General features: G+C 70.8%; 19 protein-coding genes and 1 pseudogene. 9 read left to right on the plus strand and 11 right to left on the minus strand.

The genetic code is table 11. The features are described from left to right. Positions 1 to 75 precede the first annotated feature (75 nt). From JIX56_RS15085 to JIX56_RS15105, 5 genes are all read right to left on the minus strand, one after another. Positions 76 to 483, minus strand: a complete 408-nt coding sequence (locus tag JIX56_RS15085; protein ID WP_257540986.1) for an ATP-binding protein — start codon at positions 481 to 483, stop codon at positions 76 to 78. 469 nt (positions 484 to 952) lie between these two features. Continuing rightward, positions 953 to 1360: a (deoxy)nucleoside triphosphate pyrophosphohydrolase gene (locus JIX56_RS15090; protein WP_257540988.1), complete on the minus strand. Its 408-nt coding sequence runs from the start codon at positions 1358 to 1360 to the stop codon at positions 953 to 955. A gap of 45 nt (positions 1361 to 1405) precedes the next feature. Next, positions 1406 to 1606, minus strand: coding sequence for an SPOR domain-containing protein (locus JIX56_RS15095; protein ID WP_055713409.1), 201 nt, complete (start codon positions 1604 to 1606; stop codon positions 1406 to 1408). 566 nt (positions 1607 to 2172) lie between these two features. Then, a complete protein-coding gene (locus JIX56_RS15100; RefSeq protein WP_257540990.1) occupies positions 2173 to 2925 on the minus strand; it encodes a GntR family transcriptional regulator in 753 nt (250 codons plus the stop codon). Between the two features lie 147 nt (positions 2926 to 3072). Continuing rightward, complete coding sequence (locus JIX56_RS15105; protein WP_257540992.1) at positions 3073 to 4293, minus strand: DUF4190 domain-containing protein; 1221 nt, start codon at positions 4291 to 4293, stop codon at positions 3073 to 3075. Positions 4294 to 4625: 332 nt separating this feature from the next. On the opposite strand from JIX56_RS15105, the gene JIX56_RS15110 reads away from it, so the two are divergent. The 8 genes from JIX56_RS15110 (at position 4626) to JIX56_RS15145 (ending at position 18748) form a co-directional block, all read left to right on the plus strand. Further along, positions 4626 to 5738 (plus strand): threonine synthase, encoded by a 1113-nt coding sequence (locus JIX56_RS15110; RefSeq protein WP_257540993.1) that lies wholly within the window; start codon positions 4626 to 4628, stop codon positions 5736 to 5738. 190 nt (positions 5739 to 5928) lie between these two features. Then, a complete protein-coding gene (locus tag JIX56_RS15115; RefSeq protein ID WP_257540995.1) occupies positions 5929 to 8352 on the plus strand; it encodes a glycoside hydrolase family 2 protein in 2424 nt (807 codons plus the stop codon). Further along, on the plus strand, positions 8349 to 9380 hold the full coding sequence (locus tag JIX56_RS15120) for a LacI family DNA-binding transcriptional regulator (RefSeq protein ID WP_257540997.1): 1032 nt from the start codon (positions 8349 to 8351) through the stop codon (positions 9378 to 9380). The genes JIX56_RS15115 and JIX56_RS15120 overlap by 4 nt, the downstream gene beginning before the upstream one ends. A gap of 665 nt (positions 9381 to 10045) precedes the next feature. After that, on the plus strand, positions 10046 to 10594 hold the full coding sequence (locus tag JIX56_RS15125; RefSeq protein WP_257540999.1) for an EF-hand domain-containing protein: 549 nt from the start codon (positions 10046 to 10048) through the stop codon (positions 10592 to 10594). A gap of 301 nt (positions 10595 to 10895) precedes the next feature. Then, positions 10896 to 15332 (plus strand): amino acid adenylation domain-containing protein, encoded by a 4437-nt coding sequence (locus JIX56_RS15130; RefSeq protein WP_257541001.1) that lies wholly within the window; start codon positions 10896 to 10898, stop codon positions 15330 to 15332. Positions 15333 to 15411: 79 nt separating this feature from the next. Beyond that, a complete protein-coding gene (locus tag JIX56_RS15135) occupies positions 15412 to 16158 on the plus strand; it encodes a hypothetical protein (RefSeq protein WP_257541003.1) in 747 nt (248 codons plus the stop codon). Positions 16159 to 16227: 69 nt separating this feature from the next. Continuing rightward, positions 16228 to 17325 (plus strand): terpene synthase family protein, encoded by a 1098-nt coding sequence (locus JIX56_RS15140; RefSeq protein ID WP_257541005.1) that lies wholly within the window; start codon positions 16228 to 16230, stop codon positions 17323 to 17325. A gap of 52 nt (positions 17326 to 17377) precedes the next feature. Next, positions 17378 to 18748: a cytochrome P450 gene (locus tag JIX56_RS15145; protein ID WP_257541007.1), complete on the plus strand. Its 1371-nt coding sequence runs from the start codon at positions 17378 to 17380 to the stop codon at positions 18746 to 18748. Between the two features lie 476 nt (positions 18749 to 19224). Here the strand turns inward: JIX56_RS15145 and JIX56_RS15150 are convergent, their stop codons facing one another. The 4 genes from JIX56_RS15150 to JIX56_RS15165 form a co-directional block, all read right to left on the minus strand. Next, a complete protein-coding gene (locus JIX56_RS15150; protein WP_257541009.1) occupies positions 19225 to 20205 on the minus strand; it encodes an NmrA family NAD(P)-binding protein in 981 nt (326 codons plus the stop codon). A 251-nt stretch (positions 20206 to 20456) separates the two neighbouring features. After that, the gene (locus tag JIX56_RS15155; protein WP_257541011.1) at positions 20457 to 20609 is read right to left on the minus strand and encodes a hypothetical protein; all 153 of its coding nucleotides are present in this window, start codon (positions 20607 to 20609) and stop codon (positions 20457 to 20459) included. 294 nt (positions 20610 to 20903) lie between these two features. Then, positions 20904 to 21605 carry an SDR family oxidoreductase gene (locus tag JIX56_RS15160; protein WP_257541013.1) on the minus strand — a complete coding sequence of 234 codons (702 nt, stop codon included), beginning with the start codon at positions 21603 to 21605 and terminating at the stop codon, positions 20904 to 20906. Between the two features lie 68 nt (positions 21606 to 21673). Next, on the minus strand, positions 21674 to 22486 hold the full coding sequence (locus JIX56_RS15165) for an oxidoreductase (protein ID WP_257550877.1): 813 nt from the start codon (positions 22484 to 22486) through the stop codon (positions 21674 to 21676). A 315-nt stretch (positions 22487 to 22801) separates the two neighbouring features. Here JIX56_RS15165 and JIX56_RS15170 point away from each other — a divergent pair. Next, positions 22802 to 23335 (plus strand): annotated as a pseudogene (locus JIX56_RS15170) (TetR/AcrR family transcriptional regulator). Between the two features lie 87 nt (positions 23336 to 23422). On the opposite strand, the gene JIX56_RS15175 reads toward JIX56_RS15170, so the two are convergent. Together JIX56_RS15175 and JIX56_RS15180 are read right to left on the minus strand one after the other, a co-directional pair. Then, positions 23423 to 23992: a TetR/AcrR family transcriptional regulator gene (locus JIX56_RS15175; RefSeq protein WP_257541015.1), complete on the minus strand. Its 570-nt coding sequence runs from the start codon at positions 23990 to 23992 to the stop codon at positions 23423 to 23425. Between the two features lie 233 nt (positions 23993 to 24225). Beyond that, positions 24226 to 25524, minus strand: a complete 1299-nt coding sequence (locus tag JIX56_RS15180) for an SNG1 family protein (RefSeq protein WP_257541017.1) — start codon at positions 25522 to 25524, stop codon at positions 24226 to 24228. Positions 25525 to 25727: the final 203 nt, after the last annotated feature.

The following is a 25727-nucleotide window of genomic DNA, read 5'->3' on the forward strand; positions in this document are numbered from 1 at the left end:
GCCCCTCCCCCGGGCCGTACGCCGTGGACTCCGGTCGTGCACCAGGTCCTTCGTCCCGTACCTCGGCAGGGCCGCTCAGCCGGGAACCGCGAGTTCGAACCAGACCGTCTTGCCCGCTCCTCCGGGGCGGGTACCCCAGGCCCGCGAGGAACAGGCAACCAACTGCAGACCCCGGCCACTCTCGTCGTCGACATCGGCCGCGCGCTCGCGGGGCGGATCGGGCAACGGGTCGGACACCTCGACCAGGAGAGTCCCCGAGGGGTCGGCGGGACGCACGAGCCGCACACCGATGGGCCCCGTCGCATGCCGCAGCGCGTTCGTCACCAGCTCGCTCACCAACAGCGCGGTGACGTCCCCGAGCGCATCGAGCCCCCACTCACGCAGTTGCCCGCGCACCACCGTCCGAGCATCGCGCACCGCGCCCGGCTCCGCCGGAAAGGTCCACTCGGCGCAGTCGGCTCCGCTGTCGGTCACGCCGATCACTTCCCAGTCCAGAAGCAGGTCCTGTCCGGTTTCATGGGGTTAATGGGCACATACCCGATATCCGACCCGCAGTACCGCGCACGAGGGCGCACTGTGGCACGAACGGCGTAGGGGGCGCACCGCCAAGGACAGGAGCGGCCCCGACTCTATAGCGAGCCACTCACCCCCGCCCCCCAAAGGGGCGCGGGGAACTGCGCGACAAGCCACACTCGACCCGCACCCGACCATCCCACTCCTCGGCGGGGTCCGGGGGCGGCAGCCCTGGGGCGGTCCGGGGTCGAAGGGCGCTGCGTCCCTGAAATGCGGACGGGACGGGGCCGAAGAGCGCAACCCCTGGAATGGGACGGGGACGGGGCCGAAGGGCGCAACCCCTGGAATGGGACGGGGACGGGACGGGGTCGAAGGGGCAGCGCCCCCTGGGATGGGACGGGTAAGGGCGGCGGGGGCGAGAAACCACCCCGAGGCACACTCAGCCTCTCCCGTCACCCCAAGCCAGCCGCGCCGTCTCCATCACGGCCGGCACATCCTGGTCCAGCCAGTCGACGTCCCACACCTCATCGACAGTCAGCCAGCGCAGCTCGTCATGATCTTCCAACGGCCGAGGCTCACCGGACAGCAGATGCGCGATCCAGACCCGCAGCACATACCCGGGCCGCACGACCCACTCCCCGGGCACCCGCTCCGCGGACTTCGCCTCGACACCAAGCTCTTCGCGCAGCTCCCGCACGAGCGCCTGTTCGGGAGGCTCACCGGGCTCCACCTTGCCCCCGGGCAGTTCCCAGCGTCCGGCCAGCTCAGGCGGTGCACTGCGGCGCGCGGCGAGCAGTCGCCCCTCGCTCAACAGAGCGGCTCCCACCACCACGATCGGTTCGGTCATGCGCGGGAGCCTACGGGAGCGGACACGGGCGCCGGGCGGGGTGCATCACTTGCTCCCACTCTGCCCGTTCTGCCCGTTCTGCCCGATGCGCTCGACCCAGTAGAGCTGCTTGTGGCCCCGACTGTCGAGGCTGTCCGCGATCTTCTGCGCCTCGGCGCGCGTCGCATACCTGCCCACCCGATAGCGATTGCCGTTGTCGTCCTGCCTTATGACGAGCCAGGGAAGAGTGATCGTGCCGTCGTTCATCGACCCCCACCGCTCCTTCCCGCCCCGGCTCCTCCAGGTCCCGTCCCCGGATGCCGCCGCGCCCCGCCACCTAAGGAAACCGCAATCCGCATATGCCCGAGCGTACGCCTAACCTTCACGCAGCGAATCCGGCTTTTCACAAAGAGGTACGCAACCAGCCAAGATGAGGGGGGCGCACCCCGTCGAACGCGCCGCCAATCGCTACCCGCGCGCCCCCCAGCGCTCCAACGAGCAGCGATCCAGCACCATTCATACGAAACGAGCTGCTGCCGGACTCCATGGCGACCCGGCGGCAAGAACGACCGAATTCGAACTACGTTCGGACAAGCCTCCCGGGCTCCGACGGTTGCAACTCCCCTCCGGCAAGGGCCACTTGACCCATGCCCGCGCCCTCGTCCCGTACACACGCAATCAGCCGGTTTCCCGAACGGGTGGGCAGCCGGGCCGACTTCACCGGAACGAGCAGGGCCCGCCCCGTCGCCCGTCGGCACTTGACCGCGCCCGCCGCCTCGACCAACGACACACGGACGCCGACCCCGTCGGCCAACGGCACACGCCCGCCGTACTCACTTCACCGGCAGGTGGTACGCGACTTGGTAGCGGTCCGCCGGGACCACCACGTCCGCCGTCTCCACCGGGCGGCCGGAGGCGAAGTACGTGCGGTGGACGACCAGGACGACATGCCCGGGGACACCGCCGAGGGAGAGCAACTCCTCGGCGAGGCCGGGGCGGGCGCCGACCTCCTCGGTGACGTTGTCCACGACGACATCGATGGCGGCCATGCGCTCGACGACGCCCATGCCGCCGAGGGGGCCCTCCTCGGGGAGCATGACGGGGGTGCGGCCGGTGAGGGCGAGAGGCTCCCAGGAGGTGGAGAGCATCATCACCTCCCCCGCGTCCCGGAAGGTGTACCTGGTGCACATCACGCGGTCGCCGGGCTGGATCGCGAGCCGCTCGGCGATCGTCCGGCCCGCCTCGACCTGCTCGCTGCGCGAGTCCCAGGTCCCGCGCGCGGCGGCGTCGGCCTGCTCCTGACGGAAGGGTGTGGCCCCGCCGGCGGGCCGGAACCCGGAGCGGGCGACCCGACGCGGCACCGGCCGCTCTCGTACATAGGTGCCTGAACCGGAGCGACCTTCCACCAGCCCCTCGGCCATGAGCACCTTGCGGGCCTCCAGCGCGACCGTGTCCGAGACGCCGTACTCCTCGCGGATACGGGCCTGGGACGGGAGACGGGTGTGCGGCGGCAGCGAACCGTTCACGATCTTCCTGCGGAGATCACCCGCGACACGCAGGTACGCCGGCTGCTCACCGAAAGTCACTGGCCGCTCCCCTCTGGATGTACAGACAGCAACAGCGTGGCAACCGTGGGTTGGGCCAGGCAAGTAAAGGCCAGACAATCACTCGATGTGATGACTTGGGCCCGGTGAGGGCTTTACGCAGGCACTTTCTCCCCGCTATGGCCGCCGTCATACCTCCGTGCCGAACTCCTCCCCTCCGCTGTCCTCGCCGCCGTCCTCCGCGTCGTACGTCGGCGGCTCGGTGGCCAGCCCCAGAGCCTCGCGGGCGGTGACGACCTTCGGGCCGTCGGTCAACCGGTGCGCCTTGTCCCAGTGGTCGCTGAAAGCGTCGGCGTCCTTCGCCTCACTCGCCGCCGCCCACTGCTTGCGCGCCTGGTCCAGGGCCTTGGCGTAGTCGGTGACCGCCTGCTCGGTGGAGGACTCCCAGTCGTGCGCGCGCAACGCCCGCGTCTGCCGCTCCAGGGCCTGGACCACGTCCGCCGCCCACGCCTTGTGCCCGGCCAAGTCGTCCTCGACGTACTCCGCGTCGGGCATCCCCTCGAAGGCGTCGTTCAGGATCGCCTCGGCCTCCAGGAAGGCGAACTGGTCGTCGTCGAGGGTCGTCTGGTCCTGCCGCAGCGAGCCCGTCAGACTGCCCTCGGGGTCCACGTTGCCGAACATGCAGGTGATCTCACGATCCCCGTAGCGCCAGCTCTGCCGCGTGGGTGTGAAGTAGTAGACGTCGGCCTCGGCCGGCAACGCCCAGGTGTCCATCGCGTACGACTCGGAGCGTGCGTAGCACTCCTCGTCGGCCACGCCGGTGACCGCGTCGTCGCCCGGGAACTCGCCGTCCGGCATGGGGACGTTGGCGAACACCTCGGCGTCGTGCTCGCCGTCGCACGGCACGATGTCGACGTCGTACGCGTAGTCCTCCAGGGAACCGCTGAGTGTGTCGAAGCACTCGCCCTTGTTCACCGAGAAGGGGCTGCCCGCGCTGGTCGCCGCGTCGCGGAAGCCGTCCCACGCGTCGCGCGCGCCGCCCGTAGTGAACGCGAGCGTCATCAGCAGCGCGCCGATCGTCGAGAGCACGATTCCGGCCACCGCCATGCCCTTGCCGCGCTGCCCCTTCCTCCTGATCTGCACCAGCGCGACGATCCCCAGCACCAGCCCGATCCCGGGCAGGAAGCACAGCACCCCGAGCACGAGCGCGGCGATCGCGAGCCCGTTGACGGGCGAGGGCGGCTGCAGCGCCGGATACGGCTGTCCCCAGGCCTGACCCCAGGGCTGGGGGCCCGCCTGCTGCGGATACGGCTGCTGCCCGGGCACGGCATACGGCTGCGGCTGCCCCGGGGGCGAGAACGGGCCACCGCCGTGAGGTGGCTGGGGCCCGGAGGGCGGGGGTGTGGCCACGGGTACAGGTGCTCCTTGCGCCGAGCGGAGTGGGACGAACGAAGTGGGACGAACCGAGCGGAACGAGCCGAGCGGAACGAGCCAGGGGGAACTGACGTACGACTGGGCGCATGGTAAGCGTGCGACGTCGCCAGGGCGAGACGCGGGGAGGGGGGCGGAACACAGAGCCCTGCCCCCCGCGTGATCAGGTCGAGGCCGGAACCATGATCAGGTCGAGACCGGAAGCGCGGGCCACGAGGCGACGCGCTGTGTCCGCTGCCGTACGGCCTTCAGCGCGTACGCCGTGCCGTCGGGAGCGACGATCCGCGCCCGGAGATCACTACCCTTCGCTCATGACCCCTCTGCCGGATCGCTTCTGCCCGACGGACGGTACGCGCGTCCCCGCCGCCTCCCTCGCCTGGTGCTGCCCGGCCTGCCGCGGCCCCCTGGACCTGGACTTCGCGCCCACTCCGGCACCGCTGAAGTCCCTGTCCGGCCGCGTCAACTCCCTCTGGCGCTACGCGGAATGCCTCCCCCTGGCGTCGCCCACGGTGTCACTGGGCGAGGGCCGGACCCCGCTGGTCGATCTCAAGGACGGCATTCAGGCCAAGCTCGACTTCCTGATGCCCACGCTCTCCTTCAAGGACCGTGGTGCGGTGCTCCTCGCCGAGCTGGCCCTGCGGCTGGACCCCCGGCGGGTCGTCGCCGACAGCAGCGGCAACGCGGGCACGGCGGTCGCCGCGTACTGCGCCCGGGCCGCGCTGCCCTGCACGGTGTACGTCCCGGCCGGTACGTCGGCCAAGAAGCTGGAGCAGATCGACGCGCACGGCGCGCGGCTCCACCTCGTCGACGGCGATCGTGAGGCCACGGCCCGGGCGGCCCGCGAGGCGGCGGACACGGACGGCGTCTTCTACGCCTCGCACGTCTACAACCCGTACTTCCTGCACGGGACGAAGACCTACGTCCACGAACTGTGGGAGGACCTCGGCGGCCGCCTCCCCGAGGTGATCGTCGTCCCCGTCGGCAACGGCACGCTGCTGCTCGGCGCGGCCCTCGCCGTCGCCGAACTCCACGCGGCGGGCCTCATCGACCGCCGCCCCGCCCTCTACGCCGTCCAGTCCGCCGCCGTCGCTCCCCTGGCCCATGCCTGGGCCGAGGGCGCCGACGACGTCGTCGGAGCCACCCCCACGTCCCCCACCCTCGCGGAGGGCATCGCCATCCCCCACCCGCCTCGCGCCCGCCAGATCCTGCGCGCCGTCCGCGCCTCCGGCGGCACGTTCCTCACCGTGACGGAGGACCAGCTCCGCCATGCCCAACGCGACCTGGCCTCACGCGGGTTGTACGTCGAGTCGACGGGCGTGGCGTGCTGGGCGGCCGTACGGGAGGGGGCGGTCGAGGGACGCACGGCGGTGGTGCCGTTGTGCGGGGCGGGGCTGAAGACGGGGGTGGCGGGAAACCACGGGTGAGGGCGGCGGGGGCGGTTCTCACCATGCTGCTCCGCTGGTGGGTGAACCGGTAAAGCCCGCCACCCCATCACGACCCCAAAGGGCATGTGGCAGGGGCCTATACCGGTTTATTTACACCGCTCGTCCTGGCGGCTACGTTGGCGTGCGCCGTACCCAGAGACGACTGGGCCTCACGTGAGGGGAGCCGCACATGAAGGACGTCACCCTGCTCAGCGACGGGTGGGGGCTGCGCCATGGGGACGCGGTGCTGCCCGCCCGGGTACCGGGCTGCGTGCACACCGATCTGCTGGCCGCGGGGCTCATCCCGGACCCCTTCATCGGCACCGCCGAGCACGAGGTGGCCTGGGTCGGCGACCGGACCTGGACGTACACCACCCGGCTCACGGCCGAGACCGCTCACGAGCGCACGGACCTGGTCTTCGACGGCCTCGACACCGCGGCCGAGATCCTCCTGGACGGGGAGGAGCTCGGGCGGACCCGCAACATGCACCGCGCTCACCGCTTCGACGTCACCGGCCGCGCCGGAGAGCTCCACGTGCGCTTCACGCCGGCTCGCGAGGAGGCGGAGGCGGTACGGAAGACGGTCGGCGACCGGCCCAACGTCTATCCCGAACCGTCCCAGTACATCCGCAAGATGGCGTGCGGCTTCGGCTGGGACTGGGGCCCCACCGTCGTCACCGCCGGCATCTGGCGGCCCGCCCGCCTGGAGCACTGGTCGACCGCCCGGATCGCCCGGGTCCGCCCCGCGGTCACGGTCCCCGGGACGCATGGACGGGTGGAGGTCCACCTCACGCTGGAGCGCACCGCCGGCGGCGCCGGACACCCGCTGACCGCGCGCGCCTCGGTGGCCGGCGTCGAAACCGAGACCACCTTCGAGGGCGACGAGGCGACCCTCGCCCTGGACGTTCCCGAGCCGGAGCTGTGGTGGCCGCGCGGTCACGGCGAACAGCCGCTGTACGACCTGACGGTCGCCCTCACCGACGGCGACACCACGCTGGACTCCTGGCGGCGCCGCATCGGCTTCCGCACGATCGAACTGGACCGCTCCGCCGACGAGCACGGCACCGGCTTCACCCTCGTCGTCAACGGCGTACGCCTCTTCGTACGCGGCGTGAACTGGATCCCCGACGACGTCCTGCCCTCCCGCGTCACCCCGGAGCGCTACCGGCACCGCCTCACCCAGGCCACGGACGCCAACATCGACCTCGTCCGCGTCTGGGGCGGCGGCATCTACGAGGACGACGCCTTCTACGACGTGTGCGACGAACTCGGGCTGATGGTCTGGCAGGACTTCCTGTTCGCCTGCTCCGCCTACCCCGAGGAGCAGCCGCTGCGCGGCGAGGTGGAGGCCGAGGCGCGGGACAACGTCGTACGCCTCATGCCGCACCCGTCGCTGGTGCTGTGGAACGGCAACAACGAGAACCTCTGGGGCTTCCGCGACTGGGGCTGGGAGCCCGAACTCGCCGGTGACTCCTGGGGCGAGGGGTACTACCTGGGTCTGCTGCCGCGGGTCGTCGCCGAGTTGGACCCGACCCGGCCGTACACGGCGGGCAGCCCCTGGTCCGGTTCCTGGGACCACCACCCCAACGATCCGGCGCACGGCACGCACCACTCCTGGGAGGTGTGGAACCGCCGGGACTTCGCCGAGTACCGCGACAGCGTGCCCCGGTTCGTCGCCGAGTTCGGCTGGCAGGCGCCGCCGGCCCTGGCCACGCTGCGCCGCGCCCTCCCGGGGGAGGACCTCGCCCCGGACTCACCCGGCATGCTGCACCACCAGAAGGCCGAGGACGGCAACGGCAAACTCAACCGTGGGGTGGCCCGCCATTTCGCGCTCCCCGAGGGCGACTTCGACCGCTGGCACTATCTGACCCAGCTGCTCCAGGCCCGGGCCGTCGCCGCGGGCATCGAGCACTGGCGCTCCCACTGGCCGCGGTGCGCGGGCACCGTCGTCTGGCAGTTGAACGACTGCTGGCCGGTCAGCTCCTGGGCGGCCGTCGACGGCGACGGCCGGCTCAAGCCGCTCCACCACGAGCTGCGGCGCCTGTACGCCGACCGGTTGCTCACCCTGCAGCCCGCCCCGGAGGGCGTCGTACTGGGCCTCGTCAACCAGTCGGCCGCCCCCTGGCGTGCCGAGGTCACCGTACGCCGGACGACCGCCGGCGGGACGGTGACGGCTCAGGTGCCGCTCACCGTGGAGGTGGCGGCGCGGGACGCGGTACGGACACCGCTGCCCGTGGACGCGCTCGGCGTCACCGGGGACGGGGAGTTCCTGGTCGCGGACGTGGACGGGGAGTTCCTGGTCGCGGACGTGGACGGGCTGCGCGCCGTGCACTTCCCCGTGCCGGACCGTGAGTTCCCCTATCCGCGCCCCGAGTTCGACGTACGGGTGGAACCGGTCGCAGGCGCCGCCGATACAGTCGACGTCGTGGTCACAGCGCACACCCTCGTACGAGACCTTCTTCTGCAACCCGACCGCCTCGACCCCGACGCGGTGGCCGACACGGGTCTCGTCACCCTGCTCCCCGGCGAGGAGAGCAGAATCCGGGTCGGCGGCTGGCCCGAGCCCGACGCCGGACGGGCCCGCGCGGCGATCTTCTGCGTGGAACCGGCGTGAGCGCCTCCACCCAACGCGTCACCATCAAGGACGTCGCGGCCCGGGCCGGCGTGTCGAAGGGGGCGGTGTCGCTCGCCTTCAACGACAGACCCGGGGTGTCCGAGACCACCCGGGACCGCATCTTCCGGGCGGCCCGGGAGCTGGGCTGGGCTCCCAACGCCCGGGCGCGCGGCCTGTCGTCCGGCACCAAGGTGGACACCATCGGCCTCGCGATCTGCCGGCCGGCGCGGCTGCTCGGCCTCGAACCCTTCTACATGGAGTTCATCTCCGGGGTCGAGAGTGTGCTGGCCGAGCGGTCGTGTTCGCTCCTCCTGCATCTGGTGCGGGACGTGGACGAGGAGATCGCGCTCCAGCAGCGGTGGTGGCAGGGCGGGCAGATCGGCGGAGCGATCCTGGTCGACTTCCGCGAGGACGACCCGCGCGTGCCCGCTCTGCGGGCCATCGGACTCCCGGCGGTGGCGGTCGGCCACCCGTCGCTGACGGGCGGCTTCACCTCGGTGTGGACGGACGACGCCACCGCCGCCACGGAGGCCGTACGGTATCTGGCGGCCCTCGGTCACCGCCGTATCGCCCGTGTCGGCGGGCCCGCCGGGCTCGGCCACAGCACCATCCGCGCGAAGGCGTTCACCGAGACCGCACGGGAACTGGGCATCGCCGACGACCTCCAGGTCGCCACGGGCTACGAGGGCGAGGAGGGGGCCCGCGCCACCCGTTCGCTGCTGCTCATGGCGGAGCGGCCCACGGCCATCCTCTACGACAACGACATCATGGCCGTCGCCGGGACCGCCGTCGCCGCCGAACTGGGCCTCTCGGTTCCGCGTGACCTCTCCCTCCTCGCCTGGGACGACTCCCAGCTGTGCCGGCTGACCCACCCGCCGCTGTCCGCGATGAGCCACGACGTGCACGGGTTCGGCGCCGACGTGGCCCGGACGCTGCTCGCGGTCATCGACGACGAGAACCCCCCGTCCCACCAGGTCGCCACCCCCTCGCTCACCCCGCGCGGGTCGACGGCGCCGCCGCCGAGGTAGGACCGGGTCCGGGGCGGCCCGGGGCGGACGGCGGGCCCGGACCTTTGCGGGTGCCGGCTGCCTCGTGGCGTCCGTCGGACCCGGTCAGGGCGAGTCGGCTTTTGACACGGCCGATGTCGTTGGCGACCAGACGGCCGGGGGTCGGGTGCCGGGTGCCGCGTGCCGGGTGCCGGGTGCCGGGTGAGGGTGTCGAGGGTGAGCCGCGACGGGATCTCCTCGGTGATCGCCTTGACCGTGCGGGTCCTCTGGGGGCCTCAGCCGTCCTCGGAGATCAACTGGGTGAAGACCTCGCCCTGCGCCGCGAGGGAGACGTCCGATCATGCGCACATCACCGTCGGCCTACCGCAGAGGCTTCCGCACCGTCCAGGTGGCCAGGGATGCGGCGCGGAGCATCAGCCAGGCGACGTGACCCGGCGTTCACACGTGAACGCGTTCATGCACAGCCATGGACGGTCCGGCCGGCGCTCCCGGCCCGCGCCGGCGGCCGGTGATGGTAACCGGTGACGCGGCCGCCACGGTCCAGGTCATCCGGATTCGTCGCACTTCTACCCACTTGGCCCATGGCTCCGTCCCCCATTTGAGGCAAAGGGGGCGAGGTGACCCGTAGGACCGTGCCGACCGGAGCAGACACCCAGTCGTCCGGCAACGCACGAAGGAGTACTGCCATGACCACAGCACCGATCGAGCGGAAGTACGACCTCATCTTCGACCGGCTCGACACCGACGGAAACGGCGTCCTGGAATACGCCGACTGCGAGCGCATGGCCAAGGACGTCATCCGCGCGGGGTGCATGACCGAGGGATCCGCCAAGGCCGACGCCCTGTTCACCGCCTACCAGGAGGCTTGGGAGCGACTCGCGTCGGCGGCCGACGCCGACGGAGACGGCGTCATCACACGCGAGGAGTTCAAATCCGCCATGTCCGACACCCTGGGCCGGCGGGAGCAGGTCGTCGAGGGCTGCCGGGCGGTACTGGACGCGGAGTTCTCCGCCATCGACGGGGACGACGACGGCCTCGTACCGACGGCCGACTTCCAGGGCTACCTGGAGGCCCTGGGGTCCAGCGCCGAGGAGGCCCAGGCGACATGCGACAGCCTCGACACCAATGGCGACGGCCAGATCTCCCGGGAGGAGTTCCACGAAGGCTGGCTCCAGTACCTGCTCAGCGACGACCTGACCGAGGCGGGAAGCCACTTCCTCGGCAGCCTGACCTGATCTGACCTGACCGGTGGGTGTTCTCACTCCGTCCGTACACAGAGCACCCACCGGCACCCAAAAAACAGCGCATCGGGCGATCATTTCTTATGACGCAATCACCGATCCTCTTTATCTGCGGATATTCTCGGAACCCCATGTTTGGCACGCGGATTAACTCGGGAATGCATGGCCGCGAACAGGGGGAAGAAATTCCCACGGCCCATCAATTTTCTGCCCGAATTCCACCTGCCCAAATTATCCCTCACCCCTTTTTTATGCGGCGCGCAATTTTCTGCTTCCCGGAGGAAATGTGACGGACATGATCGATGTGTGCCAGGGCAGCACGGTGCGCGCGGACGCTCCGGCCGGTGCCACCTTGTGGGACCTCCTGTGCGCTCGGGCGGCGCAGCGCCCGGGGGCAACGGCGGTGTCCGACCCTGCGGAGAGCCTGGATTACGGGCAGCTGGTCGACGAAGCCCGCAGGTGGGCCCGGTATCTGCGCGCGTGCGGTGTCGAGCCGGGCGATCCGGTGGTGTGTGCGGCCCCGCGAGGGGTGAGGGCGGTGGTGGCGCAACTGGCGGTGTTCGCGGCGGGAGCCGTGCACGTGCCCGTCTGCGCCGATGATCCGCCGGGCAGGCTCCGGGACCTCATCGGCGCTGTGGGCGCACGGTGGGTGCTCGGGCTGTCCGGGCAGCATCTGCCCGAAGGCATCAGCAGGATCGACATGGACGACCGGGAGGTCCGGCGGAAAGTCGACGGGTGTTCGGAGGGCCGCCCGGAGGTGTCCGGTCCTCCTCCGGAGGCGGTGGCCTACATCATCCACACGTCCGGCACGTCGGGACGGCCCAAGCCGGTCGCGGTCGGCCATCGCGCGATCGCGCACACCATGCGGGCCTACGCGGACGTGTTCCCCGAACCGGTCCGGTGCATGGCGGCCGTCTCACCGATGACGACCGACGCGTCCCTGCCGGGGATCTGGTGGACGCTGCTGGCGGGCGGGCACGTTCTGCTGACCTCACCCGACCCGCGGCGCGCCCTCCACGAACTCGCCACGCACCTGTCGCGGGGACCGGCCAGCCACACCGTACTCACCCCCTCCCTGTACAGCGCACTGCTGCCGTCCCTGGAGGGGCCCTCACCGGATCTGCGGCAGGTCCTGGTCGCGGGAGAACCCTGCCCCAGCGAGCTGGCCGCCGAGCACCACCGGAGGATGCCGGGCGTGGAGCTCGTCAACGCCTACGGGCCCACCGAGGCGGCCGTGTGGTGCACCGCGGCCGTACTGCGTCCCGGGGACCCGGTCACGGTCGGCACGGCGCTGCCGGGCACGCCCGTCCTCGTCGTCGGTGCGGACGGACAGCCCGTCCCGGACGGCGGGACCGGCGAGGTGTGCGTCACCGGCGCCGGTCTGGCGGAGGGGTATCACGGGGACGCCGAGCTGACCGCGACCCGGTTCGTCACGCACCCACGGGACCCGCGGCAGCGGATGTACCGCACCGGTGACCTCGGCCGCCTCGACGAGCACGGCAGGCTGGAGCTGCTGGGCCGGACCGACGCCCAGGTGAAGGTGCGCGGCTTCCGGGTGGAGCCGGCCGGCGTCGCCCGTGTGCTGGGGGAGGTGCCGGGAGTCCGGGATGTGGTGGTGAGCGCCCGTCAGGGCCGCCTGGTCGCCCACGTGGTCCCGCGATGGGACGAGCGCAGCGCTGCCCAGCGGCTCCACGACGACTGGGACCGGCTCTTCGGCGCACTGGACTTCCGCGACGAGCGCAGCGGCTGGACCAGCAGCTACACCGGCAAGCCGCTGCCGGACGCGGAGATGGACGAGTGGATCGCGGCCACGGTGCGCCTGGCCACCGAGCGGGGTCTCCCCGACGCCGTGCTGGACCTGGGCTGCGGTTCGGGCATGATCCTGACGCGGCTCGCCGGGACCGCGTCCCGCGCCGTGGCCGTGGACACCTCCGCCGAGTCCCTGGCCGCGCTGCGCGAGCGGCTGGCCGACAGCGCGCTCCACCACGTCGAACTCCGGCAGGGGGACGCGGCCGGCGCCGCCGAGTACACCGGGATGGACCTCGTCCTGTGCAACTCCGTCGTGCCCTACCTGCACAGCGCCGATCATCTGGCCCGGACCGTGACCGCCGCGCTGGCCGCCTCCGCGACCGGCGGCCGGGCCGTCTTCGGTGATGTGAAGGACCGCACCCTCCAGGACGCCTTCCACGCCTCCGTGGTCCTTCGGACCGCCACCGACGACCTGGGCATCGACGTCCTGCGCGCACAGTGGCGCCGCCGCGTCGCCCTCGACCCCTACCTGCTGGTCGACCCCCGCTGGTTCACCCGCTGCGGGGCGGCTCATGCCGAGATCCGGCCGCGCACGGGCCGCGCCCGCAACGAGATGAACGACTTCCGGTTCGACGCTGTGCTCACCTCCGAGGCGCCCGCCTCCCCCGTCGAGGTGGACGTGTGGCGCCCCTGGCCCGGCACCATGGACGCGCTCCGCGACCTGCTGGCGGCCGAAGCGGGCCCGGTGGGCCTGCTGCGTGTGCCCAACCGCCGCACCGCCGGCGCCTGCGCGGTACGCGACGCCCTGGCCGCCGACGACCACGGCACGCTCACCGCCGCCGACCTGCGCCGGCTGTCCGACCGCGCGGAGGCCGACGCCGTCCACCCCGGCGACCTGGAGGACCTGGCCGCCGAGCTGGGTCGGCCGGTACGCCTGTCCCGCGCGGCCGGCCACCGCGACGGCGCCTACGACGCGGTGTTCCTCCCCACCGGCCCTCCTTCCTCGAACACTGGCACGCACACCCACACCCACACCCACACCCACACCCACACCGGCACCGGCACCCGTGCACCTGCCGCCATCCGGTGGCCCCAGCCCCCCGGCGACGGGGAACTCCTCTCCGCCCCTCTGCACCGCCACGTCCTAGCCCAGGCGTCCGACAGCCTTCTCCCGGCGCTGCGCCGTCAGGCCGACGCCCACCTGTCCGAGCCCGAACGACCCAGCCGGTACGTGTTCTTGACCGCGCTGCCCACGGGCGGCAACGGAAAGCTCGACCGGGCCGCCCTTCCCACGCCCTCCACCCACCGCCCTCGTCTGGCCACCCCCTACCGGGCACCGGTGCTGCCCGTGGAGGAGACCGTCGCCGGGGTCCTGGCCTCCGTCCTGGAACTCGACCAGGTGGGCCTGGACGACGACTTCGTGGAACTGGGCGGCGACTCGCTGACGGCGGTACGGGCCGCCGCACAGATCGGCGACGCACTGGGCCTGCGACTGCCCTCCCGTACCGTCCTGGAGCACCCCACCCCAGCCCGCCTGGCCGCCCACCTCGCAGCCGCCACCACATCCGGCCCACCGGTACTGCCCGGCCCCCGGGCCGGGTCGGAAGACGGCCTCCTGGACCCCGGCCCGGCCGGGGTACGGCTGGCCGCGGGCCCCACCCACCAGTTCCTGCGGGTCAACGACGACCGTGCGGGCGGGCGCCTGCCCAGCCACGGACCGCGCTTCGCCCTGGAATGCCACTACCGCGTCCGGGGCCCCCTCGACACCCGCGCCCTGTCGGCAGCCGTCGACCACCTGGTGCACCGTCAGCCCGCACTGCGCACCGAAGTGCACCTGACCGGCGACCCCGGCCGAATCCACCAGCTCGTCCGCCCCGCCCGCACCGGCGTCCTGCGCCACCACGCCATCGACCCGGCCGCGCCCGGCAGCCCCGAGGAACGCCTGGCCGCTCTGCACGCCGCCGATCCCCTCGACCCGGCCACCGGCCATGTCTTCACCGCCACCCTCGTCGCCGCGGGACCGCACGACCACGTGCTCGGTCTGCGCCTGCACCACCTGACCTCCGACGGCTGCTCCCTCAACATCGTCGAACAGCAGCTGTCCACCCTGTACGACAGCGCCCGCGCAGGGCGCGCTCCCCTGCTGCCCGACGTCGACTACCGTGCGCTCAACGCACCGGAACAGCCTCGTCCCGAGGACCTCGCCTTCTGGTCGAAGCGGCTCACCGGCGCCCGCCCCACCGTCCTCGTCCCGCCCGCCCAGCCGGCCGCGAGCACCGTTCCGCACGACTCGCTGCTGCGTACCCGCCGTGTCCCGCCCGCCGCCACCACGGCCTTCCGCGCCCTGGCCCGCGCCGAGCGCCTCACCCTCGCCAGCGTTCTGTACGCGGTCTTCACCGCTGCCGTGGCCGCCGACACCGCGCAGGACGAAACCCTGCTGCTCGCCGTCAGCGCCGCCCGGCCCGAGGGCACCGCCCACACCGCCGGTCTGTACGCCCAGGCCGTTCCCGTACGCCACCGCGTCCCCGACTCCCCCGGCCTGACGGCGCGCCAGGCACTGCACGCCGCCGACCACGACCTGCACCAGGCCCTGCGCCACGACAGCGCCTCCCTGCTCACCCTGGCAGCGGCCCACCCCCACATCGGGGAGCTCTTCGCCGCCTCCCAGTTCGTGTTCTACGACTTCCTGCCCCCCGTCCAGGGGCTGCGCCTGTCCGGCTGTGCCGTCGACCGCACCGACCAGCTCGACGCCGCCTTCACCGGGCAGCTCTTCCAACTGCCCTGTGACCTCGGTCTGCTGGCCCGGGAGAACGGCGACGCCCTGGACCTGGCCGTCATCTTCGACCCGGCCTACGCCCCGCCCGGCTACGCCGAGAACCTGCTGCGGCGTGTGGACGACGCGATCACGGCCCTGGGCACGTCGGGTGATCTCCCCTGGCAGGGCCTCGTACCCGCCGATCCCTGGGTGACCGGTCCGCGCTGACCCGGCCCCCGCACCCACTTTTCACTCCCTGCCGCGCCCCACCCGGGCACGGCCCACGCTTCCACGGAAAGGCACACCCATGCTCACCCCTGACGACGAACGGCGCGAGGCACGGACGGCCGGCTGGATCGGCATCGCCATGGTGGCGCTCTTCCTCGTCCCCCTCCCCTTCGTCCGCAACCCTCTGAGCCGCCCTTTCCCCTACTGGAGCGACTCCTCGGACGCCATCGGCACCTGGTTCGCCGAGAACCCCTCCGTCTCCGGCTACACGATCGACATCGCCTTCGGCCTGCTCTTCATCTGGTTCGCCGCCGGACTCAAGCGCTGGCTCACCGGTCCCGACCGCGCACCGCTGCAGGCCGAACTCCTCATCCCCTCCGCCCTGTCCGTCGGCATCTGCTGGATGATGTCCAACGCCGCCTTTCTCCTCGGCCCCGTCGCGGCGGAGCGCCCGGCAGCGGTGAACAGCGCCTACCTGCACCTCAGTTACGACCTGTGCGTCACCTTCGGCTACGCCGGGTCCCTGCCCCTGGCCCTGTTCTCCTACGCCGCGGGCAGCCTGATCCTGAAGAACACCACGCTGCCCCGCTGGACGGGCTGGACTTCCCACGTCCTGGCCGTGGCGCACTTCGCGTACTTCTTCAACGTCCTGACCACGGACGACACCCCGTTCACCCCGTGGGGCTGGGGCAGCTTCGGGTCCTACGTCGGATTCGCCCTGTGGGCGCTGGCCCTCTGCGTGAGGATGATCCGCTCCCCGCGTCCCACCCCGACAGGCGCCCACGTCCCCGGTCCCGCCTCCGTACAGACCGTCACCACGCACTGAACGAACCGAACGGGGCGGGCGTGTACGGGCCCGCCCCGCCGTATGCCTGCCCGCCGTCAAGGAGTGCCGATGACCACCGCCCTCCACATCCCGCTTCCGGTCCCCCCTCTGTACTGCCCTTTCCCGCCTCGCCGTTCCCCGCACGCCGACGCCGTCGACGCCGAGAGCCTCGCCTGGATGCAGCGGTTCGACCTCTTCAAGGACGCGCCGCACCGGGAGTACACCCGCCGGGCCCGCGTCGGGGAGTTCGTCGGCTTCGGCATCCCCGACGGCCGCGCCGACACCCTCCAGGCCGCCACCAACTACTGCAACTGGCTCTTCGCCTTCGACGACGCCCTGTGCGACGAAACACTCGGCGGCGCCGCGCCCGACACCCTCGCCCCCTACCTCGCCCGCATGAGCCGCATGCTCCACACCCCCCAGGCCCCGCTGATGCGCGAGGACAAGTGGGCGATGTCCCTGCTGGACATCCGGCACGACCTGGCCCGGCAGGGCACCCCCGCCCAGGTGTACCGGTGGACCGACCAGGTCGACGCGTACTTCTCCGGCCTGGTCTGGGAAGCCGCCATCCGGCAGGAGCCCCGGTCGGCGAGCCTGGACGACTACCTCATGATGTGGCAGAGCAGCAGCGCCGCCCTGTCCGCGCTGGCCTTCATCGAAATCGCCCAGGACTACGTCCTGACGGCCGAGGAGTACCACGACCCGCGTGTCCATGCCCTGCACGATCTGAGCGTCGCTCTCATCGCCTGGCACAACGACATCACCTCCTACAACAAGGAGGCTTTCCGCGAGCAGCACTTCGGCTTCCCCGAGGCGATGAACCTGGTGCCCGTTCTCGCCCGGCACCATGCCTGCGCCCCGCGGCAGGCACTGCACGCCGCCGCGTCGATGCACGACCGGGCCATGCGCCGCATGCAGCACCTGGCCGAGCGCACCGTCGCCGGCAGTGGCCCCCGGCTCGCCCGGTATGTGCGCGCCCTGACGGACTGGGTGGCAGGGAGCCTGCACTGGCACCTCACCAGCGGCCGGTACAACGACCCCAACGACCCCGGCCAGACCATCGCCCCACGGGTCGACATGCCCACCGTCGTCACCCGGCCCGCCGGTCTCGCCCGCCTCGACGAGCCTCTCACCACCCCGGTGGCCGCCTGGTGGTGGAAGACCTGAACCTCGGGCGCGCCTCTCGCCGTTCCCCCGCTACAGCCCACCCTGGAGAACCGTGTCCCACGCCCGCACGTCTGTCGCCGCCCAGTCCCACCGCGCCCACTGCGCCCCGCCCCTGCTGCCCGGCGCACTGCCCCTGGTCGGGCACGCCCTGCGGCTCCTGAACGACCCGGCGGACTTCCTCACCCGCGCACCCGCCCACGGCCCGCTGGCCCGCGTCCGCCTCGGCACCCTGACCGCGACCCTCGTCAGTGACCCGGCCCTCACCCGGCAGGTCCTCCTCGACGACGCCCTCTTCGACAAGGGCGGTCCGCTGTACGACCGCATTCGCGACGTCATGGGCAACGGCCTGCTCAGCTGCCCCCACACCGACCACCGACGGCAGCGCCGGCTGCTCCAGCCCGCCTTCCACAAGGACCGGCTGCCCGCCCACCTCGACCTCATGGCCCACGAGATCACCGACAGCGTCGCGCGATGGCGGGACGACCAGGTCGTCGACATGGCCGCCCAGGCCCAGGCCCTCACCGCCCGCGCCATCGTCGCCACCCTCTTCGACGGCACCCTCGGCCCCGCCACCGTCGACGCCATGGTGGAGGACATGGCCGCGATCACCGCCGGTATCTACACCCACGCCCTGCTGCCCACCGCGTACACCCGTCTTCCCCTGCCCGCCCACCGTCGCTACTCCCACGCCCAGAAGCACCTACGGGTCATCCTGGGCCGGATCATCGCCGAACACCGCTCCCGAACCACGGACCACGGCGACTTCCTGACCCTGCTCACGTCGGCGGGTACGGAGGGTCCGGCCCTGTCCGACAGGGAGATCAGCGACCAGGTCATCACCTTCTTCATCGCCGGAATGGAGACCACCGGCAACGCCCTCGCCTGGGCCGCACACCACCTTGCCCAGGACCCCGAACTCCAACGCGGCGTCCACGCCGAAGCAGCCGCCCTGCCCTCCGGCCCCCTGTCGCACACCAGCCTGCCCCACCTGGAACTCACCGGTCGCGTCGTCACCGAGGCGCTGCGCCACTACCCGCCCGTCTGGTTCCTGACCCGTAACGTCACCCGCGACACCGAACTGGGCGGGCACCCCCTGCGCTCCGGGGACACCGTCGTCATCAGCGCACACCTCGTCCAGCACCTGGCCTCCGCGCACCCCCGCCCCGAGACGTTCGACCCCGGCCGCTGGGTGTCCCCGCACAGCGGCCAACCCGTCCCCGGCTCCTTCATCCCCTTCGGCCTGGGCTCCCGCAAATGCATCGGTGACGCCCTCGGCGTGGGCGAACTCACTCTGGCGCTCGCCGCCCTCGCCCGCCGTTGGCACCTGGAACCCGTCACCACCGCCCCGGTCCGTTTCGCGAAGGACATCGTCATCCGCCCCCGCGACCTGCGCCTACGCGTCCACGCCCACCACACCACCTGACCGCCCGGCCGGGGGGAGGCCCCTTCGCGTCCATCACTCCGTCGTCGAAGCGGTCGGCACCCAGGAGTCCATGCAGCAGGCCATCCGCTCCTACCCGGTCGGGCGGCCACGTCGGCTTCACAACCAGGGGCCCGACCCCCAAGAGTCGGACCCCTTCCGACCTGCGCGTTTGCCAGATCGGCAACGTGGTCGTATTACACCCGCTAAACGTTGAAGCGGAACTCCACCATAAGGCTTTGACCTGCGGAAATGCCCGCGCATCCAGCACCGATCCAGCACGGGCGCTACGGCGAAGTGCGAGAAGAGTCAAGATCACCAAACGTACCCGACAGCGCCCGCACATGTATGAAGTCTGCGAGCCTTCCGCGCAGGCCGCATCAGGCTCACGGGCCAGCGACAGCATGTCACTCCTGCCTTGGGCCATCACACAAAAGGGTGGAATCCGGGAGCGAGAGGGGCCCGGATCGTTCAGCGGCTCAGGCGGATGCCAGCTTCTGGATGAGCGGATGGTTCTCCAGGGCACAGCGGACGGTCTTCGGGGGGCGTCCGAGGAGGGTTTCGAGCTGGTCGGTGGTGCCGCGGTAGCCTCCGCCGCCCATCAGCCGGGTCAGGGTCTTCAGATGCTCGATGGTGTGCGGGACCGCGGCCAGGGCGTCGGCGGTGTCGATGTAGGTCTCGTTCCAGGTCTCGACCTCTACGGGGACGTAGGTGACCGGGCGTCCCAGCACGGCCGAGAAGTCCTCCGCGAAGCCGTGCATGTCCTTCAGTTCCGGGCCGTTGAGCTCGTAGGACTTCGAGATGTGCGGTTCCGGGTCGGCCAGGATCTTCACGCACAGCTCCGCCACGCCGTAGCCGGCGATGGGCGCGAGCCGGTGGGGGCCGAAGGGCAGGCGCAGTTCACCCTCGGCCAGCGGGCCCAGGGCCAGCCAGGTCATCAGGGGGTTCTCGACGAACATGGCCGCGCGGATGTTCACGGTCGGCAGGCCGGACCACTCCAGCATCCGCTCGGCGACCCAGTGCGCCCGCTGCTGCGGCGACCACTGTGTGATCAGTCCGCCGAGCCAGGCACGCCGTTCCTCCTCCGACGCGGTCATCCTCTCGAACGTCATGAAGGACTGCTCGTACTCGGAGATGTTGACGAAGACCTCGATGTCGCCCTGGGCGCGCGCCGCCGCTGCCATCAGGCCGACGGCGTCGGTGTAGTACGGCGACAGGCTCATGCTGAAGTAGATGCGACGGCAGCCCTTCAACGCGGCGGTCACGTCGGCGATGTCGAGCAGGTCGCCGACGAAGACCTCGGCTCCTGCCTGGCGGAGCGCATCGGCGCGTTCGTCGTCCTGGCGCACGAACGCGCGCACCGGGTGCCCTTGTTCGAGCAGCATGTCGACCATCGTGCGGCTCACACCACCGACCGCGCCGGCGGCACCGGTGATCAGGATGGGGTTGCGCTGTGGCATCAGTGTGTCCTCTGTCTGTCTGATTGAGGTGAGTCAGCGGTGTGGAAGTCCAGGAGGCGGTTGGTGACCGTCATGGGCTGCTTGGGGTGCAAGCAGTACCTGCGTGGGTACGGCGGTCCGCTGGAAGCCGTTCTTGAACATGGCGAACCGGTCGGTGAAAGCGAAGCGGTCGAGGTTGGTGGCCACGTGCGCGTGGGCCGCGGCCCCGTGCTCTGTCCGGACGGTGCCCGCCGGGCGGATTCTGCGGAGCGTCATTGTGGTGCCGGGCCGTCGATGCGAGCGAGGAAGTCGAGGAGTGCGGCGTTGATCTCGGCGGGACGTTCCTGTTGTGTCCAGTCGCCGCAGCCCGGCAGTACGGCGCTCAGCAGGTTGCTCCCGCCCGGGCTACGCAGGGCGGTGACCATGTCGCGGTCCCCCACCCCACCACGTACAGCGCAGGGACGTCGATCCCGCGCCCTCGAAAGCCGGCTCGCCGTGCAGGGCGAAGTCCTCGACGTACGCCGGATTGTCGTCCTCCGTCAGCCAGGCCGGGAGGATGGGCGACTCCGGCATGGTGCCCAGGAGCCCCATACCGTCGGGTAACCGGGCGGAGCTCCCAGCCGAGCGGGTTGTCGCCGGAGGCCCCGGCCAGGAGGCGGCGGAAGGCCACGCGGATCTCGTTGAAGTGCCCAAGCGCGCAAATGCGTAGGCGCGTGCTACTACTTCGCCAGCTGGGCGTACATGGCTTCCAGGTCGGCGGACAGCTGCGACTTGACCCAGCGGGTGGTGTCGTCGGCCAGCACCTCGTGCGCTCCCGCCTCGATGCCGTCGAGTGCGGCCACGGCGATGTCGCGGGGGTCGGCCTTGGGCGCGTCGACGCCCGAGGTCATGTCGGTGTCCACGTATGCCATGTGGAGCCCTGTCACCGCGATGCCGCGCGGCCGCAGCTCCAGGCGCAGGGAGTTGGTCTGCGACCACAGGGCGGCCTTGGAGGCGCCGTAGGGCGTGCCGTCAGCCAGCCATGACAGAGCGGAGTGGGCGTTGAGGATGTGGCCTCCGCCGTTGCGCTCGATGATCGGCACGAAGGCCCGGGTGACCAGCAGCGGCCCGTAGAAGTTCGTCTCCAGATCCCGGCGCACGTCCTCCATCAAGGAGTTGAGGTACGAAGCGCGCACGGAGGCGCCGGCGTTGTTGATCAGGATGGTGACGTCCTGGGCCTGCTCGGCGGCGGCCGCCACGGATGCCGGGTCGGTGGCCTCGAGTGCCAGCGGAACGGCATCGGGGTGCGTCACCGTGCGCGGGTCACGGGCCGTGGCGTAGACCTTGCCGGCCCCGCGTGCGTAGAGCTCCTCGACCAGCATCTTGCCGATGCCGCGGCTGCCTCCGGTGACGAAGACGGTGGCGCCCTTGATTGCTGTCATGACTGCCTCCACGAAGATGAAAACGGATCGGTTTTTTTACCAGCGGGGTGTGTGAGTGCGGGCAGGCGTCAGCCGGCCAGTTGGTTCATCTTGCGGATCTGCCGGTCGAAGGCCCAGGCGGGAACGAAGCGGAGCAGGCGTGCGCGTCCGGCCGTGGGGCCGGCGGCGTAGCGCAGCTTCGGCTTGGCGTCGGTGGCTGCCGCGACGATCGCCTTGGCGACGACGGCGGGGTCGTCGCCGTCCCTGATCGCCTCTGCCATCACGCGGTCGACGGTCTGCCGCTGCTTCTCGTAGGCATGCAGGGGTGTGTCGGGCCGCGCGCTGTTGGTCTCGAATCCGGTGCTGGTGTAGGCGGGTTCGACAAGAAGCGCCCGGATGCCGTGGTCACGGACCTCGTGGTCCAGAGACTCGGTGTAGCCCTCGACCGCATGTTTGGAGGCGGCGTAGACGGCCATGTAGGGCTGGGGCACGAATCCGACCACGGACGAGAGGTTGATGATGCGCCCGCGCCCCTGGCCGCGCATGTACGGCAGGACCTCGTTCACCATGCGCATGACCCCGAAGACGTTGGTGTCGAAGACACCCTGGGCCTGCGCGAGGGAGGTTTCCTCGGCCGCGCCCATCGAGCCGATGCCGGCGTTGTTGACCAGGACGTCGATCCGCCCGAACCGCTCGATCACTTCCTGGACCGCGGCGGTGGCCGAGGCGTCGCTGGCCACGTCGAGGTCGATGAACGTCACACCGCCGAGCGGGCTGACGCGCGAGGCGTCACGGCTGGTGCCGACCACGTCGAACCCCGCTGCGACCAGCGCGAGCGCGGTCTCCTTCCCGATTCCGGATGACGCACCCGTCACGAGTGCCAGCGGCCGGTTCGTCGTCATCATGGATGCCTCACTCGTTAGAAACTGATCAGTTTCCGTTCACAGTAAACCGATCGGTTTTTATGCGCAAGCTCAAGCGCCAACCCGATCCGGGCCGTGCCACCGTGTACACGCTGAGGCCGATCGGGCTGCGCGCCTGCTGCGGCGCCTCGCCCAAGGTGGGGCGGAGCGCTGTTCGTGACGCGCGGCAGACAGGAGCCCGGTTCATGGCGGTCGACATTCCGCGGTGTCGCCACAAGGGCCCTGCGGACCAGCGCCCGGTCAGGCGCCTTACCGGGCAGACGCAAACCGACCGGCGCCTGCCACAATGACGGCATGGCCAGGATCAGTGCGCAGGAGAGACGCGAAAGCGTCGTCCGCGCAGCGATCGCCGAGTTCGCGCTCAAGGGCTACTACGGCACCTCCACCGAGGCGATCGCCAAACGCGTCGGCGTCACGCAGCCGTACCTCTTCCGGCTCTTCCCGGGCAAAAAGGCGATCTTCGTCGCCGCCTTGGTACGGAGCATGGAAGACACCCGCCTGGCTATCGAGCGGGCGACCGAGGGGATGGAGGGCATCGAGCAGGCCCTGGACGCCATGGCGGGCGCGTACGCGCGGCTGATCTCGGCGCGCCCCGAAACGCTCCTGATGAGATGCAGGGATACGCCGTCGTCGCGGCCGCTGAGGCAGAGGGCGATGAACAGACGGGCGAGCTCGCCCGGGCCGGCTGGATGAGACTGATGGGAAACCGTGCACCTGTCGCTGGGTGCCGATGTCCACGCGACCACAAGGTTCTTCGCTTGCGGCATGCTCGGCAACACTCTTACGGCCATCGGACTTCCCTCCGATCACAGGGAAGCAGGGGCGTGAGGCCATGCGCGCTGCTTCTGCTGCCGTAGTCGGGCATCAACCCGAAAGAGCGCTTCGGTCGCCGATCCTGCTCGAAGACGCGGCGGATCAGTGCATGTCTGCCGCATCGAGCATGGTGGTCACCGTGGGCGCGATGAGCCCGGTCAGATTGTCGGCGCCGATTCCCGCGCGGGCGCTTGCGCCGTCGAAGACCAGGATGAGCTGCCGGGCCAGCAGGTCGGGGTCACTCGCCCCACCCCGTTCGGCCTCGGAACGGAAAAAGGCCGTCAGGTCGGCTTTGATCTGGTGGGCCACCCGGCTCGCGGGGTGGCTCTGATCCTTGAGCTCGATCTGCACAGCCAGGTACCGGCAGCCTTGGAAGTCGGGCGCGCCCGCCTGCGACTCCACCCGCTCGAAGACGTACAGGATCCGCTCGCGGGGGGAACGGCCGTCATCCGCCGGGGGCAGGGCCCTCGCCACGAAGGCAGCGGCACGCTCCTTCAGGCTCGCCGCCAGCAGTTCGTCCTTGCTCTCGAACAGCTGGTACATGGAGCGCTTGGACACCCCCGCCGCCTTGCACAGCGCCTCGACGCCGATGCCGACACCGTCTCGGTAGGTGAGCGTGGCTGCCGCCTCCAGCAGCCGCTCCCGGGGACTTGGCTTCACTTCGGTAGTCATACCGCGAGGTTAACTCGAATCGGACGAAATAGAAACCGATCGGTTTCCATGGGGTGTCGGGGAGACGCCCGCCACAGGGCGGACGCTTTAAGGCCGCTCAGAGGCTCGGCGACGGTCTTGGGGGAGAGACCGCCGCCGAGCCCATATGGTGCACGCGCCTCTCGTCCCCACGGGGGCGACGCACACCGGGGCGACTCCGAGTAATGGCCCCGTCTTGGGTGAGCCGCCTTCCGCTACGCCGGGGCAGCGGTCTTCTCGGGCTTCGTCTCGGCGGGGATGCGGTGGAGTCCCTTGCGGTCGTACCACCCCAGCACGCCGAGGCCGAAGAGGGCGGCTGCCGCGAGGCCGACGGCCATCATGACCCAGCCCCGGGTCAGGCCGGCGTCGGCCTGGGCGTCGTAGTAGAGGATCGAGCGGATGCCGCCGGTGATCTGCCGCAGCGGTTCGAACTCCGCGAGGAAGCGGTAGAAGCCGGGCAGTGCCTGAAGCGGCGTGGTGGCGTTGGCCGTCGGCACCGCCATCCCGATGAAGACCAGCGTGACCACCAGCATGCCGGGCGTGCCGAAGACGGCGAGGAGGGCGAGCGCGCCGATCCCGGAGACCGCGATGGCACACACCGAGTACAGCCACAGCAGCGGCAGATGGGCGGCATGCATCCCCATGATGCCGACCGCGCCCACCATGACCAGGCTCCCCATCAGCAGGGACAGCCCGGCCATGAGAGTGCTGCTGATGGCGAGGGTCTGCACCCGGGTCGCCCGGATCAGCGGGCGGTGCAGGCGTATCGGGCCCATGTCGTTGTGGGTGTAGCCGAGGGCGTGGTCGACCTGGCCGCTGATGACGTTGGCGGAGAGCATGCCGACGACCACGAGGACGAGCGCGTAGTAGAACGCCGTCATGCCCAGGCCGCTGTGCGAGTCGAGGGGATGGCCGTCCTCGACCGTGACGGCGACCGGGTCGGCCAGCAGGACACGTGCCGCGGCGGGCAGCTTCGCCCGCCCCGTCCCACCCTGGGATGTGAGTTCCTTGCCCACCTGGAGCGAGGCGCTTTCGGCCGCCTGTGTCGTCGTAGCCCGGGCCAGACTGGAGCCCACACTGCCGGCGGACTGGTTGGTCAGCACCGTCAGCGTCGGACGGGCCGGGGTCTCGGCGGTGGTGGTGCCGGTCAGTGCGGTGGCGGAGGAGGTGAAGTCGGCGGGGACGAAGAGCGCGCCGTACAGCTTGCCCTTGCCGAGCTCCTCCTTCATCTCCTTCTCGCCCATCACCTTCCAGCCGATCTTGTCCCCACTCACGGCGGACTTCTTGATCGACTCGGAGATCTGAGCCCCCAGGTTGACCTGCTTGCCACCGACATCAGCCCCCTTGTCGGCGTTGACCAGACCGACGGGCAGATTCTTCATGTGATCGACCGGGTCGACGTTGGCGCCGACGTAGAACACGGTGAACAGCAGCGCGAGGACGCCCGTGATGACGCCGTTGGCGATCCACAGGGGTTTGGCACGCAGGACGCGGAACGGGTGAATCCCACTCATGACTTACTCCGGTCTCGGACAACACACTCATATCCGGAGAAGGACGGACAGCTCCATTGCGGTCCGGCGCCCCCGGAACGTTCAATCTCGGCACACACGGCCGTCGAGGCGAAACCGGGGATGCAGCACCCCCGCTGGGACTCCGACTGATGAAACCGGTCAGTTTCAAGCCCATCGTAAACCGATCAGTTTACGAACTCCAA

Source organism: Streptomyces sp. CA-210063 (assembly GCF_024612015.1).
GTDB lineage: Bacteria > Actinomycetota > Actinomycetes > Streptomycetales > Streptomycetaceae > Streptomyces.

Coding starts and splice junctions, on each gene's coding strand:
- JIX56_RS15090 (WP_257540988.1), bottom strand. CDS start 1,360: ATGACCGAACCGATCGTGGTGGTGGGAGCCGCTCTGTTGAGCGAGGGG.
- JIX56_RS15095 (WP_055713409.1), bottom strand. CDS start 1,606: ATGAACGACGGCACGATCACTCTTCCCTGGCTCGTCATAAGGCAGGAC.
- JIX56_RS15110 (WP_257540993.1), top strand. CDS start 4,626: ATGACCCCTCTGCCGGATCGCTTCTGCCCGACGGACGGTACGCGCGTC.
- JIX56_RS15115 (WP_257540995.1), top strand. CDS start 5,929: ATGAAGGACGTCACCCTGCTCAGCGACGGGTGGGGGCTGCGCCATGGG.
- JIX56_RS15125 (WP_257540999.1), top strand. CDS start 10,046: ATGACCACAGCACCGATCGAGCGGAAGTACGACCTCATCTTCGACCGG.
- JIX56_RS15130 (WP_257541001.1), top strand. CDS start 10,896: ATGATCGATGTGTGCCAGGGCAGCACGGTGCGCGCGGACGCTCCGGCC.
- JIX56_RS15135 (WP_257541003.1), top strand. CDS start 15,412: ATGCTCACCCCTGACGACGAACGGCGCGAGGCACGGACGGCCGGCTGG.
- JIX56_RS15140 (WP_257541005.1), top strand. CDS start 16,228: ATGACCACCGCCCTCCACATCCCGCTTCCGGTCCCCCCTCTGTACTGC.
- JIX56_RS15150 (WP_257541009.1), bottom strand. CDS start 20,205: ATGCCACAGCGCAACCCCATCCTGATCACCGGTGCCGCCGGCGCGGTC.
- JIX56_RS15155 (WP_257541011.1), bottom strand. CDS start 20,609: ATGGTCACCGCCCTGCGTAGCCCGGGCGGGAGCAACCTGCTGAGCGCC.
- JIX56_RS15160 (WP_257541013.1), bottom strand. CDS start 21,605: ATGACAGCAATCAAGGGCGCCACCGTCTTCGTCACCGGAGGCAGCCGC.
- JIX56_RS15165 (WP_257550877.1), bottom strand. CDS start 22,486: ATGACGACGAACCGGCCGCTGGCACTCGTGACGGGTGCGTCATCCGGA.
- JIX56_RS15175 (WP_257541015.1), bottom strand. CDS start 23,992: ATGACTACCGAAGTGAAGCCAAGTCCCCGGGAGCGGCTGCTGGAGGCG.
- JIX56_RS15180 (WP_257541017.1), bottom strand. CDS start 25,524: ATGAGTGGGATTCACCCGTTCCGCGTCCTGCGTGCCAAACCCCTGTGG.